Origin of the sequence: Citrobacter koseri ATCC BAA-895, from assembly GCF_000018045.1 — a bacterium.
In the GTDB taxonomy this organism is placed as follows: Bacteria; Pseudomonadota; Gammaproteobacteria; order Enterobacterales; family Enterobacteriaceae; genus Citrobacter_B; species Citrobacter_B koseri.
Genome location: NC_009792.1, coordinates 4,304,916 through 4,322,241, shown reverse-complemented (window position 1 = coordinate 4,322,241; position 17,326 = coordinate 4,304,916). Strand labels below are relative to the sequence as shown.

Sequence of the window (17,326 nt, the reverse complement as noted above, 5' to 3'; positions counted from 1 at the left end):
AGACGAACAGAATTTGCCTGGCGGCCGTAGCGCGGTGGTCCCACCTGACCCCATGCCGAACTCAGAAGTGAAACGCCGTAGCGCCGATGGTAGTGTGGGGTCTCCCCATGCGAGAGTAGGGAACTGCCAGGCATCAAATTTAGCGTGCTGATATGGCTCAGTTGGTAGAGCGCACCCTTGGTAAGGGTGAGGTCCCCAGTTCGACTCTGGGTATCAGCACCACTTAATATGGTTAAAGTTCGGCGCTTTAGAAAAGAATTTGTCTGGCGGCCGTAGCGCGGTGGTCCCACCTGACCCCATGCCGAACTCAGAAGTGAAACGCCGTAGCGCCGATGGTAGTGTGGGGTCTCCCCATGCGAGAGTAGGGAACTGCCAGACATCAAATCAAGCGAAGGGCCCGGTCGAAAGACCGGGCCTTTTTGCGTTTACGCGCCCTGAGAACTGCCGGATGGCGGCGGTGCCTTATCCGGCTCACGTTCCACCAGATAAGCGCAGCGCCACCGGACAGTTAGTGAATGACTTGAGACAAAAACGCCCGGGTACGCTCTGATTTAGGATGGGCAAAAAACTCTTCCGGTGGCGCCTGCTCAACAATTTCACCGCGATCCATAAAGATCACCCTGTCTGCTACCGTTCGGGCAAAGCCCATTTCGTGGGTGACGCAAAGCATTGTCATCCCGGACTGTGCCAGACCAATCATGGTATCCAGCACCTCTTTCACCATCTCAGGATCCAGCGCGGAAGTCGGTTCATCAAACAGCATAATTTTGGGCTTCATGCATAGCGAACGTGCAATGGCCACGCGCTGCTGTTGCCCGCCGGAAATCTGCCCTGGAAACTTATGGGCGTGCTCAGCGATGCGCACACGTTCCAGGTAATGCATCGCCAGTGCTTCAGCTTCTTTCTTTGGCATCTTCCGCACCCAAATCGGCGCCAGAGTACAGTTTTGCAGTACCGTCAGATGTGGGAAGAGGTTGAAGTGCTGGAACACCATACCGACTTCCTGTCTTACCCGCTCGATATTGCGAATGTCTTCATTGAGTTCAATACCGTCTACCACAATACGCCCTTGTTGATGTTCCTCCAGATGATTAATACAGCGAATGGTCGTGGATTTACCCGAGCCGGAAGGGCCACACAGCACGATACGCTCCCCCTGTTTCACGTTCAGATTAATGTCTTTCAGAACATGAAACTGACCGTACCATTTATTGACGTTTTCCAGCGTGATCATCGCGTCGGCAGGTTGAATTAATAATTGGCTCATAAAATCCTCAGTGCGGCGTACGCCCGGTGTTAAAACGTTTCTCCAGATGCTGGCTGTAACGCGACATGCTGAAGCAGAAAATCCAGTAAATCAGTGCGGCAAAAACATACCCTTCGGTCGACATCCCCAGCCATGCAGGGTCAACAGTTGCTTGCTGAACGCTACTGAAAAGGTCAAATAAACCGATAATGATCACCAGGCTGGTATCTTTAAACAGGGCGATAATGGTGTTCACCAGACCCGGGATTACCAGCTTCAACGCCTGGGGGAGAATGACCAGTCCCTGGGTTTTCCAGTACCCGAGCGCCAGAGATTCCGCGGCCTCATACTGCCCTTTCGGTAATGCCTGTAACCCTCCGCGTACGACCTCTGCGACGTAGGCAGACTGAAAAAGGATCACCCCGACCAGCGCCCGGATAAGTTTGTCGATACTGGTTCCTTCCGACATAAACAGCGGCAGCATGACCGAAGACATAAACAGCACGGTGATTAACGGTACGCCTCGCCAGAACTCGATAAAGATAACGGAGAGCATCCGAACGATCGGCATATGAGAGCGACGGCCCAGCGCCAGCAAAATTCCCAGAGGAAGGGCACCCGCAATACCGACGGAAGCGATGATCAACGTGAGCGTTAATCCTCCCCATTGCCGCGTTTCTACCCGCTCCAGCCCGAAGAAACCGCCATACATCAGCCACCAGACAACAATAGGATAGATAACCGCCCATGCGGCGATGTAGCGCCCGCGACGGGGCATTGCTTTCCAGAACATCGGCACAATGGAGGCCAGACCAACGAGTAATGCCAGGTTGATGCGCCAGCGTTGGTCATGTGGATAAAGCCCATACATAAACTGACCAAAACGTTCGTGGATAAATACCCAGCAGGCACCCGCTTTCGTGCAATCAGCACGCGTCGAACCCACCCAGTTAGCCTGTAGAAACGCCCAGTTCAGCAAGGGGGGAATGAGTATCCACATGAGCCACAGACAAAAAAGGGTTAGCAGGCTATTGGACCAACTGGAAAAGAGATTTTTACGTACCCACAAAATTATGCGACCTGCGCCGTTATTGGCCGGGCGCATGGGATGAGACAGAAGAGCTTTTGTCATCATGGTTCCTTAGCGCTCAATCAGGGCGATACGGCGGTTATAAATATTCATCAGCAGGGAAATACTGAGGCTGATGATCAGATATACCGACATGGTGATGGCGATGGTTTCAATGGCCTGACCCGTCTGGTTCAGTACCGTTCCGGCAAACAGGGAAACCATATCCGGGTAGCCGATAGCGGCGGCAAGCGATGAGTTCTTCACGATATTCAGATACTGGCTGGTCAATGGAGGAATGATCACGCGCAGTGCCTGGGGAATGATGACCTGACGCAGCGTTACCGGATTAGGGAGGCCCAGTGAACGCGCGGCTTCATGCTGGCCGTGGGGAACCGCCTGGATACCGGAACGGATGATCTCAGCAATAAATGCCGAGGTGTATACCGAAAGCGCCAGCGTCAACGCAGCCAGTTCTGGAATTAATGCCATTCCTCCCCGGAAGTTAAACCCGCGTAACTCAGGCACATCCCAGTGTAGCGCCGCGCCAAATAGCCACTGAGCGACAGCCGGCAATAGCACGATGAGCGCCAACGCTGTAGGCCATGTTCGGCGCAATTGCCCCGTCTTAATCTGGTGCGTTTTATTGAAGCGAAAGAGCCCGGTGGAGATGACGATCGCCAGAAGGATTGCCACACAAAAAGCGATAACGCCTTCACCCAGCTGTGGTGCCGGAATATAGAGTCCCCGATTACTCAGAAAAACCAAATCCAGCGCGCTGACCGCCTGCCGTGGCCCGGGTAAATTACGCAGGACGGCAAAGTACCAGAAGAAGATTTGCAGCAATGGCGGAATATTGCGAAAGGTTTCGATGTAAATGGTCGATAACTTACGCAATAACCAGTTATCCGACAGGCGTGCAAGGCCGAGGAAAAAACCTAAAAATGACGCAAAAACAATACACAGTGCGGAGACCAACAGGGTATTGAGCAAGCCGACCAGAAAGACGCGGCCGTATGTATCCCCTTGCTCGTAGTCGATCAGGTGCTGAACAATACCAAACCCGGCGCTGCGATCGAGAAACGCGAATCCTGAGGTAATCCCCCGGCTGCTCAGATTGTTAATCGTATTATGAATTAAATAGACCGCAACACTGACAACCGCAATAACGGCGAGTATTTGAAATAACCAGGCGCGGACCGCAGGGTTAGAAAAGGAGAGTATTCCTTTTACGGTTGAGCGGCGATGGGACATAAGAAAACCTCGGTAACCATAACTCTGGGCTGAGCGCCACAGGTGCGGCGCCCGTTACATCACAACGGCTTAGCGTACGGGTGGTGCGTACTGAATGCCGCCGTTATTCCAGAGATTGTTCTGGCCTCGTTTGATCTTCAGCGGGCTTTCCGATCCCACGTTACGTTCAAAGATCTCCGCGTAGTTACCAACCTGTTTAATGATGTTGTAGGCCCATTTGTTATCCAGTTTCAGATCCTTACCGTAATCTCCTTCTTTGCCCAACAAATGCGCCATGTCCGGTGTTGCCGGATTCGCCGCTTTCTCATCTACGTTCTGCGAGTTAATCCCCATTTCTTCAGCATTCAGCATAGCGAACAGCGTCCAGCGGACGACAGAGAACCACTCATCATCACCACGGCGCACAACGGGGCCCAGAGGCTCTTTTGAGATGACTTCAGGCAAGACGATCCATTCGGCAGGGTCGCTCAGCTTGATTCGCAGGGCATATAACTGAGACTGGTCAGAAGCCAGCGTGTCACAGCGGCCCGATTCCAGCGCTTTGGCTGACTCATCAGAGCGATCAAAAGTGACCGGGGTGTATTTCATTTTGTTGGCTTTAAAGTAATCGGCCACGTTCAGTTCGGTATCCGTGCCTGCCTGTATACAGACGGTGGCGCCGTCCAGCTCTTTAGCGCTTTTTAACCCCGCTTTGTTATGCGTCAGGAAACCAATCCCGTCGTAATACGTCACGCCAGTGAATGACATGCCCATACCTGCGTCGCGTGAAGAGGTCCAGGTTGTATTACGGGATAACAGATCGACTTCGCCGGATTGCAAGGCGGTGAAGCGTTCCTTTGCAGTGAGTGGGGTATATTTTACTTTTGTATCATCGCCAAAGACGGCTGCGGCAACGCCACGACAAACATCGACGTCAATACCCGTGAATTTACCGCTTGCATCTGCATAAGAAAAACCAGGCAGGCCGTCACTGATCCCACATTGTACGAATCCTTTTTTCTTTACGGCATCCAGTGTTGCGCCAGCATGCGCCTGATTTGCAACAGCAAGCAGCACGCCGACCGCAGCCAGGCTGGCTATCATCATCTTTTTCATAATGCATCCTGTGTGGAGAAATTATCGTTATAGAGAGACGTTCTGGAACGTCTTTACCTGTCTGTGGCTTTGGCCATACTCTTTTAAGCAAAGGTAGTGCCAGGTTTTGCGAACGAATGCTCGACGCAATATGCAGAGTGTAGACAGGAAAAAATAAATGCAGCGCCCTGAAATGGTGCGAAAATGAAACGTAAGCCACATTTTGGAGCAAAATATTTAAATTTACGGGCGCTGTGCGGAATAACGATTTCGCCCGTTAATATCGGCAGGATAAGTATGATAAATGCAGTTTCACTAAGACAGAATAATGAAAAGCGCCAATCTTATAGAGTAGATATGTGAGAGAAATCTATAATTGATGATTAATAATAAATCGATTGTCCAGAGCTTTGTCTTATATTAAAAGCGCGGGTTGCCGCGCTTTTAATAAAACCTATTTCGTCAGGGCAACAATCCCCAGCGTCAGGCCTGCGACAGCGGCTGCGCCACCGGCAATCGCCCCCGCTGTTTCCCAGTTATCTTGCGTGGTGCCCTTCATACAGGTATTGGTATGAACCAGACGACCCTGGTCGTCATAAACCGGAACGCAAGGAGAGTCATGCGCACACCCCGCCAGCAAGGTTGTGAGCAATGCAACAGGAATTAATCTTTTCATGGTGTTACCTCAAAAATAAACGTTTCGCTACATCCAGCAAAGTCGAATGCTCCGCTAGCTGCGAACCCGGCGCTATTTTATCACGCCTTAAAAAGGCACCCGCATATGGAATAATTTCAATTCATGTGGATTGTAAAAATAATGGAGAAAAGGATGGCTAAGCGGTGCATGTCTGGTAAATAGCAGGGAAAATAAATGACTATCTTTTTAATACATAAATGGATAATTATTTTGGAAAAAGGCGCCCGAGGGCGCCGTAATTTTAGTGGTTAATCATGATGCCGGTTAAAACGACGTCTCACGACCACAAAGAAGACCGGAACGAAGAAGATTGCCAGCAATGTCGCCGTCAGCATTCCTCCCATAACCCCCGTTCCCACCGCATTTTGCGCGCCACTGCCTGCGCCATGACTGATAACCAGCGGCATAACGCCGAGGATGAACGCCAGAGATGTCATCAGGATTGGGCGTAAACGCATACGCGACGCTTCAAGCGTTGCCTCAATCAACCCTCGTCCCTCTTTCTCCATCAGATCTTTGGCAAACTCTACAATCAGGATGGCGTTTTTAGCAGAAAGACCAATGGTTGTGAGCAGGCCAACCTGGAAGTAAACGTCGTTATTCAGTCCGCGAAGCGAGGCGGCCAGCAATGCGCCGACCACGCCGAGCGGTACGACGAGCATAACGGAGAACGGAATGGACCAGCTTTCATACAATGCAGCCAGGCAAAGGAAGACCACAATCAGTGAGATTGCATACAACGCTGGAGCCTGGTTGCCGGAGAGGCGCTCCTGATACGACATGCCAGTCCAGTCATGACCAATACCGTTCGGTAATTTTGCCGCCAGGCTTTCCATTAATGCCATCGCTTCCCCGGTACTTCTGCCGGGCGCCGCTTCACCCAACAGCTCCATTGAAGGCATACCGTTGTAGCGTTCCAGACGTGGTGAGCCGTAAATCCACCGTGCCGAACTGAAGGTGGAGAACGGAACCATTTCACCGTTTGCGCTACGGACATACAGATTGTTGATGTCACCGGGCAACATGCGGAACGGCGCATCCGCCTGGACATAGACTTTCTTCACTCGTCCATGATCGATGAAATCATTCACGTACGTACCGCCAAGCGCGGTGGAAATCGTCTGGTTGATGTCTGACAGGCTGACTCCCAGGGCCTGTGCTTTTTCCTGATCGACATCCAGCTTGAACTGTGGCGTATCTTCCAGTCCGTTAGGGCGTACACGAACCAGCAGGTCGGGATGCTCTTTTATCATACCCAGCAACTGGTTCCGGGCTTTGGTGAGTTCCGTGTGACCCAGGTTCGCCTGATCGATCAGTTCAAAGTCAAACCCCGTTGCCGTACCCAGCTCAATAATCGCGGGCAGGTTGAACGGGAAGACAAGACCATCCTTTATCTGGCTGAATGCCCTGGTTGCGCGGGCAACGATCGCTTCTACGCCATTTTCTTCGCCGGGGCGTTCTTCCCAGGGCTTCAGGCTAATAAAGACAATACCGGAGTTCTGCCCCTGTCCGCTAAAGCTAAAACCATTCACGGTAAAGACGGATTCAACGTTGGCTTTTTCCTGGTTCAGATAGTAGTTCTGAATCTGATCCAGCACCTGCTGCGTACGCGTCTGCGTCGCGCCAGCCGGTAACTGCACCATCGTCATGAATACGCCCTGATCTTCTTCTGGCAGGAAGGAGGTGGGTAAGCGCAGGAACAAAATGGCCATGCCGCCGACGATAAGGACATACAGCAGCAAATAACGCCCGGTCTTGCGCAAAATACCGCTGACGCTGTTACTGTAATGCCCGACGCTTTTCTCAAACAGCGTGTTAAACCACCCGAAGAAGCCACCTTTCTTTTCATGGTGATCGGCAGACGCAGGCTTAAGCAGCGTGGCGCAAAGCGCAGGCGTCAGGATGAGCGCAACCAGTACAGAAAGCGCCATTGCAGAAACGATAGTCAGCGAGAACTGGCGGTAAATCGCGCCGGTTGAGCCGCCAAAGAAGGCCATCGGCACAAATACGGCGGAAAGCACCATCGCGATCCCCACCAGCGCGCCCTGAATCTGCGACATTGATTTCTGGGTCGCTTCTTTGGGCGGTAGCTTTTCTTCCACCATCACGCGTTCGACGTTTTCCACGACGACGATAGCGTCATCGACCAGCAAGCCGATGGCGAGCACCATCCCGAACATTGTTAACGTATTAATAGAGAAACCGAACGCCGCCAGGATGGCGAATGTACCCAGCAGTACAACCGGTACCGCAATGGTCGGTATCAACGTCGCACGTATGTTTTGCAGGAAAAGATACATGACCAGGAAAACGAGGATGATCGCTTCAAACAGCGTTTTCACCACTTCATGAATCGATATTTTCACAAACGGCGTAGTGTCATACGGGTAGACCACTTTCAACCCTTGCGGGAAGAACGGCTGTAGTTCCGCAAGCTTCGCTTTAATGGCCGCTGCCGTATCCAGCGCGTTCGCGCCGGTTGCCAGCTTAATACCCAGGCCTGTCGCCGCCTGGCCATTAATCTTCGTCACCATGTTGTAGTTTTCGCCGCCAAGTTCGATGCGGGCCACATCTTTAAGATGGACCATCGAACCATCCTGATTCACTTTCAGCGTGATGCGGCCAAACTCTTCAGGCGTTTTCAGGCGTGTTTGCGCGATGATAGAAGCGTTAAGCTGCTGTCCCGGGATGGAAGGCGTCCCGCCCAGTTGGCCTGCGGCAATCTGGTTGTTCTGCGTTTTCAGCTGGTTAATAACATCTAACGGCGTCAGTTGGTATTTGTTTAACGCATTGCTGTCGAGCCAGATACGCATCGCGTACTGTGCGCCAAACAGTTGGACGTCGCCGACGCCGGATGTCCGGCTGATGGTATCTTTAACGTTAGATGCCACATAATCGGAAATATCATCCTGCGTCAGGTTCTTATTGTCGGAAACAAAACCGGCCACCAGAAGGAAGCTACTGCTTGATTTCTCGACGCTGATACCTTGCTGCTGTACTTCTTGCGGCAACAAAGGCATGGCCAGTTGCAGTTTATTTTGTACCTGAACCTGTGCGATATCCGGGTCGGTGCCGGACTGGAACGTCAACGTAATGGTTACGCTACCGGACGAGTCGCTGGTGGACGACATATACATCAGGTTATCGATACCGTTCATATTCTGTTCGATAACCTGCGTTACGGTATCCTGCACCGTTTGCGCGTCCGCTCCCGGATAGGTTGCGGAAATCGCAACGGCGGGCGGCGCGATGGTCGGGTACTGCGCAACGGGCAGCTGCATGATCGCCAGGGCGCCAGCCATCATGAGAATGATGGCCAGAACCCAGGCAAAAATCGGGCGATTAATAAAAAAGTTTGCCATGTCCGGTTACCTTATTGCGCTGCATTCGCCGCAGGGGCATCGGTGGTGGCTTTAACCTGTTCGCCCGGGCGGGCTTTCTGCAAGCCGCTGACGATAACTTTGTCGCCCGGTTGCAACCCTTTGCTGATTAACCATTTATCGCCGATCGCCTGAGTAGCGATAACGTCGCGCGCTTCAACCTGATCTTTATCATTGACGAGCATCACTATCGCATCGCCACGCGGCGTACGCGTTACGCCCTGCTGTGGAACGAGAATGGCATTGGGCTGAATGCCTTCATCAATTCGCGCGCGGACAAACATACCGGGAAGCAGGGTGTGCTGAGGATTGGGGAAAACAGCCCGAAGGGTGATAGAACCGGTACTTTCATCTACCGTAACGTCGGAAAATTGCAGCGTGCCTTTCAGCGGGTACGCCTGACCATTTTCCATTACCAACTCGACGTTGCTGCGGGTGTTGTCTTTGTGCAGGCTACCCTGCTCGACGGACTGCCTGAGACGCATAAAATCGCTGCTGGACTGCGTCACATCAACGTAAATAGGATCAAGCTGTTGCACGGTCGCCAGTTCGGTTGCCTGACCATTGGTCACCAGCGCGCCTTCGGTGACACTGGATTTACCAATGCGGCCGCTGATCGGCGAAGTCACTTTGGTGTAGGCAAGGTTGATGCGCGCGCTTTCTACTGCGGCTTTTGCGGCGATAACGGCGGCATCGGCCTGACGAGCATCGGCGATGGCCTGGTCGTACTCTTGTTGGCTAATGTATTTTGTGCCAACCAGCGGAACGTAGCGTTTAACCGTTAAGTGTGCAATGGCGGCGGCAGCTTCGCTTTTTGCCAGCTCGCCTTTGGCGCTGTCGTAATCAGCCTGATAAGTCGCCGGGTCAATCTGATAAAGCGACTGGCCTGCTTCGATATCGCTACCTTCGGTGAAATTCCTTTTCAGTACAATGCCGCTGACCTGAGGCCGGACTTCCGCAATACGAAATGGCGTCGTGCGCCCCGGTAGTTCGGTCGTCACCGCTAAGGGGGCAGATTCGACTACGTGGACGGTGACTTGCGGCTCAGCAGGGTGAGCTTGCGTATCTCCCTGATCGTTACAACCGGCGAGTAACGCAGCGGAGATTATGATGAATGAGGGCAGGAGTGCAAACCTGGCATGTTTCGTCATTACTGTTCCTTAGAAAACCGAAGCTCGTTATTTACCGGATAACGGTAAGGCGTTAACGCGCACAAATAAAATAGCAGTTGGCTATCCTACAAATTATCAGCTCGTGATGTAAGCAATACTTATTTCCGGTCGTCATGCACGGCACGTAAAAGCAAAAAAAGATTAATATCCTGTCGTTTCATAATGCGGTGGAAAAGTAAAACCCTGTCTTTCATTAACACAAATAGAAATATACATTCTTTTGGTGAATAGTTTTATTTGATTCATTTGTATTTATTATTTATTTGGATGTATTGTGCGTAATAATACACGAGGGATCTCGTTTAAATAAAAATGAAGTGATACATTTGCGCGTTATCCCTGAACAGTATTTACTGTCATCCTTCGGTTTCAGACACACTTCATTATGGCCAGGAAAACAAAAGCGGATGCCCTCAGAACCCGACAACACTTGATTGAAACAGCGATCGTACAGTTCGCCTTGCACGGGGTCGGCAGCACCACGCTAAACGACATTGCAGACGCCGCGAATGTTACGCGGGGCGCTATCTATTGGCATTTTGAGAACAAGACGCAGTTGTTTAATGAGGTATGGGGTCAGCAACCGCCGCTACGCGATCTCATTCAGGACAGGTTAACAACGTGTGGGGGCGATAATCCGCTACAGAATTTGCGTGAAAAACTGATTGCCGCTTTGCAATATATTGCTGAGGTGCCCCGACAACAGGCATTAATGCAGATTTTATATCATAAATGTGAATTTCATAATGATATGATATCAGAGCAGGATATTCGGGAAAAAATAGGCTTCAGTTATCAGATAATGCGTGAAGCATTACAGCAATGTATGAATAAAGGACTGATTGCGACCGGTCTTGATGTCGAGGTCAATTTAATTGTGCTTCATGGCAGTTTTAGCGGGATCGTAAAGAACTGGTTAATGAATCCTTCCAGTTATGATCTCTATAAGCAGGCGCCGCAATTAGTGGATAACGTATTAAAAATGTTAGTTCCGAATGGCAATGTGATGGTATTAACGCAGAATAACAACCCGGTCGGGGAAGCGTAACGGTTATCCCCAACTGTGCGTCGGCATAATTTGCATAGAACTGGCTGGCGTACTACTCAAGGTCGGCGCAGTTGACGAGTTTGAGCGGGTTAACCGAATTCATGTTGCGGCATTTATCATATTCCGTTGTCATCAGTTCGATCCACTGCATGAGTAATGCGTCAAAAAGGAAAACGGAGACTGCGAAAACAACCAGCCACCAATACTTACGAATCATTGCCAAATCCTGTGTATTCATGCCCAAGCGTGCAAGGAATATACACGAAACAACGTGGCAGAAAAGCAGACTTACAATGCTTTTACTTCACCTGAGACGCATCCGTCATTTCGGTCATTCGGCTCTTTTTGGACAGGTTTGTTGTCTTGCGCTTTTTCACCTTTGCCAGTTCGTTTTCCGCATAGTGAGAGGTGACGTTCAGCCTTCTGATGCCCATTTTTACGTATTCATCGTTGATTTCGATGCCGACAAATTTTCGCCCGGTTTCCACGGCTACGGCGCCTGTTGTGAAGCTTCCGGCGAAGGGATCTAACACCGTGTCGCCCGGGTTTGAGGAGGCCAGGATGATCCGGCTCAACAGCGCTCTGGGTTTTTGCGTGGGATGGTTCTCATACTCATCCATTAAGTAGCGGACGCGGGGAAAATCCCAGACGTTTCCGGGGACTTTTTGCGTGTTGTAGGGCTGGGGCGGATTTTTGCGGTAATCGATCAACGCTCTTTTTGCGCCGGTTTTGGTTTCAACCAGGATGTCATCACGATTAAACGTATAGTTCTTCGCATCTTTTACCATCATCAGGATGGGTTCATACATTGAGCCAAAATACTTTTTGGCCTGCACGCCTGAGCTGTCGTACGACCATATGATGCGGCTTTTGATATCGAACAGTTTCCTGCATTTGAGGTCGAGATAGGGCATGTTCTCCGTGCTGTTCATGATGTACATCGTGCCGTGTTTTTTCAGCACCCGATGGCACTCATCAATGCATTCAAACAGCCAGGCCAAAAAGGTCTCTTCGTCCCAGGACTCCACCAGACCATCAAAATTTTTTCCGATGTTGTAGGGCGGGTCGGCAAAAATTAAATCGGCACTTTCCGGGGGCAGTTTTTTCAATTCTGAAAGCGCATCACCGTGAATGATCTTCTTCGATTCATCGCCAAAATATTGCGGCTCAAATCCGACATTCATGAACAAACTCCTGTCTGACGCGAATAAAAAAGGCGCTTCCCCATGCCGAGTAGCGCCTTTTTAAACAAGCAATTAGCTAATCGAAATTAGTTCATGCCGTATTTTTTCAATTTTTTACGCAGCGTACCACGGTTGATGCCCATCATCAGGGCAGCACGGGTCTGGTTACCACGGGTGTATTGCATCACCATGTCCAACAGGGGCTGTTCTACTTCAGCCAGTACCAGCTCATAGAGGTCATTAACATCCTGACCGTTCAGTTGAGCAAAATAGTTCTTCAGTGCCTGTTTAACCGAGTCACGCAGGGGCTTTTGAGTCACCTGATCCTGAGAGTTAACGGTAGAAACGGTCAGTACGTCAGAATTTACGCGTTGTTCGAACATAGTTCTGTCAGCTCTTTATTTCATTACGCAAAATTTTCGAAGTATGCCTTCAACGCCTCCAGCTGTTCGCTGGCATCCTCAATGGCGTTGAATGTGCGCCGAAACTGGTCATTTGGAGCGTGCTCCTGGAGATACCAGGAGACGTGTTTACGTGCAATTCGGTACCCTTTTGCCTGGCCATAAAAGTCATGCAGTTCCCGAACATGCGCGCAAAGCAAGCGCTTAACCTCTGCCAAAGGCAGGGGGGGTAGCAACTCCCCAGTGTCCAGATAATGCTGGATTTCCCGAAAGATCCAGGGTCTTCCCTGAGCTGCGCGGCCTATCATCAGGGCATCCGCCCCCGTATAGTTGAGCACAGCTCTGGCTTTATGCGGGTCAGTAATGTCGCCATTCGCGATAATCGGAATGGAAACTTTCTGCTTAACTGCCCGAATACTGTCGTATTCAGCATCTCCATTGAACAAACAGGCGCGGGTGCGTCCATGAATGGTCAGAGCCTGAATGCCACAGTCTTCAGCCAGTTGGGCAATCTCTACGCAGTTACGGTGTTCCGGGGCCCAGCCGGTGCGAATCTTCAGGGTGACAGGAACGTCCACTGCACTCACGACCTCGGTTAGTATCGACTTCACTAAATCCGGGTACTGCAAGAGGGCTGAACCTGCGAGCTTGCGATTCACTTTTTTAGCCGGACACCCCATATTGATATCAATAATCTGGGCGCCGCTTTCCACGTTAATACGTGCGGCATCGGCCATCTCAACAGGGTCGCTACCGGCGATTTGCACCGTGCGAACGCCTGGCTCATCAACGTGCACCATCCGTAAACGAGATTTGTCGCTTTCCCAAACCTGCGGGTTAGAAGACATCATCTCGGATACCGTCAATCCTGCTCCCATCTCATAGCACAGCGTCCGAAAAGGTCTGTCAGTAATGCCAGCCATGGGCGCTGCGATCAGGCGATTTCTAAGCTGGTATTGTCCGATGCGCATGAGTTAAGAAATGACCATACTGTGACTGCAAGGCGGCGTATATTACGCATTTTTTGCACGAGATGAAAGGCCAAACTTTGACCAATCCTCTGAGGTGGATCAAAGAATCGCAGTTAAGATGAACGATGAGAATTAATTAACTTTATAAATCATTGCGTTATAAAATGAGGCCGAATTTTTATACGCTTACAATTTTGCGTAACTTCTCATTTTTTCTTCTATGGCTGACGGCTGGACAACATAATCTGCTGATTTAACCAGCAGATTATCGTTTCATAGTGTGATCGCCGCCTCATTTCAGGACAGGATCGCGAAGCGTCGGTATCGACCATTCGTTAATGACGCGGCCATTCAAAGGCTGGACAGGGCGATTGTTGGCAGGGTGTATTGTATGGCGAAATTTTTCCAGTTGACCGGCAGAAAGCGTCATAGGCTGTTTCAGGACAATCCAGGTTACGCCTTCGCTACAGGGAGGCGTCGTTAATGAGCCGCTAAAGCGCCAGTAGGTTCTGTCTTCCGGCAACAGCAAATTGATATCGACGGGGGAAAGCAGCGGTATGCTGTCGCCCGGGGTTGCCGGGATGGATTGCCATAAACGTTCAATTGCCTCATTTGGCTCACCGATATCAAACATGACGGCAACGACGGCAATCTCACCTTCCTGGTTTTTGTGCGTCAGGTGCAGCTCCATCGCATAGTGTTTACCATTGATGGTATTTTCACTTGGGGCATGAAAATGAAATTCTGCTAAAGCATAAGGCTGATCGTCAATCTGAGCGGAAGCAGAAGAATAGGGGTTCATTGTTACCTGAAGAGTGTGGTTAACGTTCAGGAGCATGTCGGCGCGATCGATGTACTGTACGTTAAGCGGCGGGAGCTGGATTTCATTCGTGGTGAGAATATCAACAGGGGACTGGCTCATCCCGGTCTGGCACAGTTTGTATGCTTTATTGATTTCACCCCAGTGCGCGGGAGAGGTGTCGCCTTCATAGCTCCAGTCAGTTGCCGAAACGGAAACGGGCATCATACAGATTGCCAGAAAGGCAGTGGTCAAAGAAATTAACTTCATGCATTTACCCGATGAATTGAAAACAACATAACATTATGTAAATCAATCAATTATAAAGAATATTGTATCGATGACGAGCAGGAGAGGAAAGCGAATCGTGTGAAAAAGGCGTGGCCAGATGACCACGCCGGAAAGGACTGATTATTTTTTACGACCGGTAATGCGGCACCACTCTTCTTTCTCTACCACCGGGTCGAGCGTAAAGAGTTCGGTATAGGCTTCGCATACGCTTTCCGCCTGGCTGGCCAGGATGCCGGAAAGCCCCAGTAAACCGCTCTCAACGGGCAGTACGCTGATTAACGGGGCCAGTTCACGTAATGGGCCAGCCAGGATGTTAGCGACCACCACATCGGCTTTCATGGCTTCTGGCTGGTCTTTGGGGAGATAGAGCTCCAGACGCTCAGATACGCCGTTGCGCTCTGCGTTATCACGGCTGGCCTGGATCGCCTGCGGATCGATATCGATCCCGATAGCTTTCGCAGCGCCCAGTTTTAATGCGGCAATCGCCAGGATGCCGGAACCGCAGCCAAAGTCGATCACCGTCTTACCGTTCAGATCAAGCCCGTCGAGCCATTGCAGGCAGAGGGACGTGGTGGGATGCGTGCCGGTACCGAAGGCCAGACCCGGGTCCAGCATGACGTTGACGGCGTTCTCATCCGGTACATCGCGCCAGCTCGGGCAAATCCACAGACGCTCGCCAAAGCGCATCGGGTGAAAGTTGTCCATCCATTCGCGTTCCCAGTCTTTATCTTCCAGTTGCTCAATCTTATGCGCGAAACCCGCGCCCAGCAGCGGATGATGCTCAAGGATTGCCACCACCTCTTTCATGTCGGTTTCGGCATCGAACAGGCCGATAACGTCGGTATCGCCCCACAGACGCGTTTCACCTGGCAACGGTTCAAATACCGGCGTGTCGTGCGTGTCCTGGAAGGTCACAGAGACCGCGCCGGTTTCCACCAGCGCATCGCTAAGTTCTTCGGCGTTCGTACCGGTCGTATTCAGTTTCAGTTGGATCCACGGCATGGCAAAACTCTTTATTTATCAGTAGTCAATAAGGTGGCTTGCTGGGCAGATGAACCAAAACGGTTTCCGGCCAGAAAAGCCAATAAACTGAGCAGTAGCGAGGGCACGATGGGGTGAAAGCCCAGGTACTGAACGTTAAAGGTGGCGAGCACGGCATACAACACGCCGCCAATGATCATGGCGCTTAGCGCGCCTGTCGCGTTTGCACGCTCCCAGTACAGGCCCAGCACCAGCGGCCATAAGAACACCGCTTCCAGGCCGCCGAAAGCCAGCAGGTTAAGCCAGATAATCATTTCCGGCGGTTTCCAGGCCGCGAGCAGCAGCAACGCGCCTAACAGCAGCGTGATGATGGCTGACATCCGCTTCAGGCGAGTTTCGTTATGCATTTGCTCCGGGCGAATATTCAGATAGAGATCTTTAATGATCGTAGCGGAACTTTGCAGCAACTGGGCATTGATTGTCGACATAATGGCCGCCATCGGCGCGGCGAGAAAGATGCCGGCGGCAATCGGCGGCAGAACCTTAACCATCAGCGTTGGAATGACCAGATCCGGTACGGTCAGGTCAGGGATCACCGCCCGCCCCAGCGCGCCCGCCAGGTGCATACCGAACATCAGGATCGCCACCACAATCGTGCCGATGATAATGCCGCGATGCACCGCTTTACTGTCTTTATAGGAGATGCAACGCACGGCAGTATGCGGCAGGCCGATCACGCCAAAGCACACCAGCACCCAGAATGAGGTCATAAAGGTCGGTGACAGAATGTCATCCGCGCCCTGCGGCGTCACCAGTTTCGGGTCGATCGTTTGCAGGGTTTCGACCGCGTGTCCGAGGCCGCCTGCCGCATGAACCACGCCGACCAACAGGACGATGGTGCCAATCAGCATGACCATGCCCTGCATCGTATCGTTGAGCACGCTGGCGCGAAAACCGCCAAATGCGGTATACAACGCGATGCTGACGCCAAAGATTAACAGCCCTGTTTCGTAGGGGATGCCCGCTGCGGTCTCAAGCAGACGCGCGCCGCCAATAAACTGTACGGTCATCGCCCCGACGAAAGCCACCAGCAGGCTGAGGCTTGCCAGCCAGACCAGCAGACGGCTTTGATAGCGGGCAAACAGCATATCGTTAAGGGTGACGGCGTTGTAGCGCCGTGCCAGGATAGCGAATTTCTTACCCAGAATACCCAGCGAGAGCCAGACGGCGGGTAACTGGATCATCGCCAGCAATACCCAGCCCAGGCCGTATTTATAGGCCGCGCCCGGGCCGCCGATAAATGAGCTGGCGCTGATGTAGGTGGCGGTCAGCGTCATCGCCAATACAATTCCGCCCATCGAACGGCTACCGAGGAAATACTCATTCAGGAAGGTGCCCGTCGTCCTTTTTCGCATGGCATAGACCGACAGACCAAACACCACCAGCAGATAGGCGATAAGCGGCAGAATGACTTCAGGCTGCATCATCGTCCTCCAGAGGAATGTCGCGATAGATAAATTTCACCATAGCCCAGCACAGTAAAATGAAAACAAGCGGCGTCAGCAGGCAGGCCATTTCAAACCAGTGCGGAAGGCCCGTTATGCCGGGTGCCGCGCCTGGTAAGTAAGCAGTCACCAACCACGCAGCCAGATACAGAAGGGTCAGCCACAGCGCCCAACGCGCCTCTTTGTTGGCCTGAACAAAACGCGTGTCCATTTTTTGTCCCTTGTGGATGAAGAAAGCGGGGATTGTACCTTAT

Annotated in this window: 16 protein-coding genes, 1 tRNA gene and 2 rRNA genes; 4 read left to right on the top strand and 15 right to left on the bottom strand. The window is 51.6% G+C overall.

Annotated elements, in window-relative coordinates:
* Positions 1-16: 16 nt before the first annotated feature.
* The 3 genes from rrf (CKO_RS19985) to rrf (CKO_RS19975) all read left to right on the top strand — a co-directional run bounded on the left by rrf (CKO_RS19985) (position 17) and on the right by rrf (CKO_RS19975) (position 378).
* Positions 17-132, top strand: a 5S ribosomal RNA gene (gene rrf / locus CKO_RS19985).
* Between the two features lie 14 nt (positions 133-146).
* Positions 147-222: transfer RNA gene (locus CKO_RS19980), tRNA-Thr, on the top strand.
* 40 nt (positions 223-262) lie between these two features.
* Positions 263-378: ribosomal RNA gene (gene rrf, locus CKO_RS19975) — 5S ribosomal RNA — on the top strand.
* 130 nt (positions 379-508) lie between these two features.
* Here rrf (CKO_RS19975) and CKO_RS19970 read toward each other — a convergent pair.
* The 7 genes from CKO_RS19970 to CKO_RS19940 all read right to left on the bottom strand — a co-directional run bounded on the left by CKO_RS19970 (position 509) and on the right by CKO_RS19940 (position 9,871).
* A complete protein-coding gene (locus CKO_RS19970) occupies positions 509-1,267 on the bottom strand; it encodes an amino acid ABC transporter ATP-binding protein (protein WP_012135408.1) in 759 nt (252 codons plus the stop codon).
* Between the two features lie 7 nt (positions 1,268-1,274).
* Positions 1,275-2,378, bottom strand: a complete 1,104-nt coding sequence (locus tag CKO_RS19965; protein ID WP_024130997.1) for an amino acid ABC transporter permease — start codon at positions 2,376-2,378, stop codon at positions 1,275-1,277.
* A gap of 9 nt (positions 2,379-2,387) precedes the next feature.
* Positions 2,388-3,569, bottom strand: coding sequence for an amino acid ABC transporter permease (locus tag CKO_RS19960; RefSeq protein WP_012135406.1), 1,182 nt, complete (start codon positions 3,567-3,569; stop codon positions 2,388-2,390).
* Positions 3,570-3,638: 69 nt separating this feature from the next.
* Complete coding sequence (locus CKO_RS19955) at positions 3,639-4,664, bottom strand: amino acid ABC transporter substrate-binding protein (RefSeq protein ID WP_012135405.1); 1,026 nt, start codon at positions 4,662-4,664, stop codon at positions 3,639-3,641.
* Between the two features lie 433 nt (positions 4,665-5,097).
* A complete protein-coding gene (locus CKO_RS19950; RefSeq protein ID WP_012135403.1) occupies positions 5,098-5,319 on the bottom strand; it encodes a putative periplasmic lipoprotein in 222 nt (73 codons plus the stop codon).
* A 269-nt stretch (positions 5,320-5,588) separates the two neighbouring features.
* Positions 5,589-8,702 (bottom strand): efflux RND transporter permease subunit, encoded by a 3,114-nt coding sequence (locus tag CKO_RS19945; RefSeq protein ID WP_012135402.1) that lies wholly within the window; start codon positions 8,700-8,702, stop codon positions 5,589-5,591.
* A gap of 11 nt (positions 8,703-8,713) precedes the next feature.
* On the bottom strand, positions 8,714-9,871 hold the full coding sequence (locus CKO_RS19940; protein ID WP_012135401.1) for an efflux RND transporter periplasmic adaptor subunit: 1,158 nt from the start codon (positions 9,869-9,871) through the stop codon (positions 8,714-8,716).
* Between the two features lie 406 nt (positions 9,872-10,277).
* Here CKO_RS19940 and envR point away from each other — a divergent pair, with 406 nt between their 5' ends.
* Positions 10,278-10,940 carry an acrEF/envCD operon transcriptional regulator gene (gene envR, locus CKO_RS19935; protein WP_012135400.1) on the top strand — a complete coding sequence of 221 codons (663 nt, stop codon included), beginning with the start codon at positions 10,278-10,280 and terminating at the stop codon, positions 10,938-10,940.
* 52 nt (positions 10,941-10,992) lie between these two features.
* Here envR and CKO_RS19930 read toward each other — a convergent pair whose 3' ends face one another.
* The 8 genes from CKO_RS19930 to CKO_RS19895 form a co-directional block, all read right to left on the bottom strand.
* Entirely contained in the window at positions 10,993-11,157 is a 165-nt protein-coding gene (locus tag CKO_RS19930) for a DUF2556 family protein (protein ID WP_047460895.1), read from the bottom strand.
* Between the two features lie 82 nt (positions 11,158-11,239).
* Positions 11,240-12,124 carry an adenine-specific DNA-methyltransferase gene (yhdJ, locus tag CKO_RS19925; protein ID WP_012135398.1) on the bottom strand — a complete coding sequence of 295 codons (885 nt, stop codon included), beginning with the start codon at positions 12,122-12,124 and terminating at the stop codon, positions 11,240-11,242.
* Between the two features lie 86 nt (positions 12,125-12,210).
* Positions 12,211-12,507, bottom strand: coding sequence for a DNA-binding transcriptional regulator Fis (gene fis, locus CKO_RS19920; protein WP_000462905.1), 297 nt, complete (start codon positions 12,505-12,507; stop codon positions 12,211-12,213).
* A gap of 23 nt (positions 12,508-12,530) precedes the next feature.
* Complete coding sequence (dusB, locus tag CKO_RS19915) at positions 12,531-13,496, bottom strand: tRNA dihydrouridine synthase DusB (RefSeq protein WP_012135397.1); 966 nt, start codon at positions 13,494-13,496, stop codon at positions 12,531-12,533.
* A 292-nt stretch (positions 13,497-13,788) separates the two neighbouring features.
* Entirely contained in the window at positions 13,789-14,565 is a 777-nt protein-coding gene (locus CKO_RS19910; RefSeq protein WP_012135396.1) for a carbonic anhydrase, read from the bottom strand.
* A gap of 141 nt (positions 14,566-14,706) precedes the next feature.
* Entirely contained in the window at positions 14,707-15,588 is an 882-nt protein-coding gene (gene prmA, locus CKO_RS19905; protein ID WP_012135395.1) for a 50S ribosomal protein L11 methyltransferase, read from the bottom strand.
* A gap of 11 nt (positions 15,589-15,599) precedes the next feature.
* Positions 15,600-17,051: a sodium/pantothenate symporter gene (gene panF, locus CKO_RS19900; protein WP_024130996.1), complete on the bottom strand. Its 1,452-nt coding sequence runs from the start codon at positions 17,049-17,051 to the stop codon at positions 15,600-15,602.
* Complete coding sequence (locus tag CKO_RS19895; protein ID WP_012135393.1) at positions 17,041-17,283, bottom strand: YhdT family protein; 243 nt, start codon at positions 17,281-17,283, stop codon at positions 17,041-17,043. The genes panF and CKO_RS19895 overlap by 11 nt, the downstream gene beginning before the upstream one ends.
* Between the last annotated feature and the right edge of the window lie 43 nt (positions 17,284-17,326).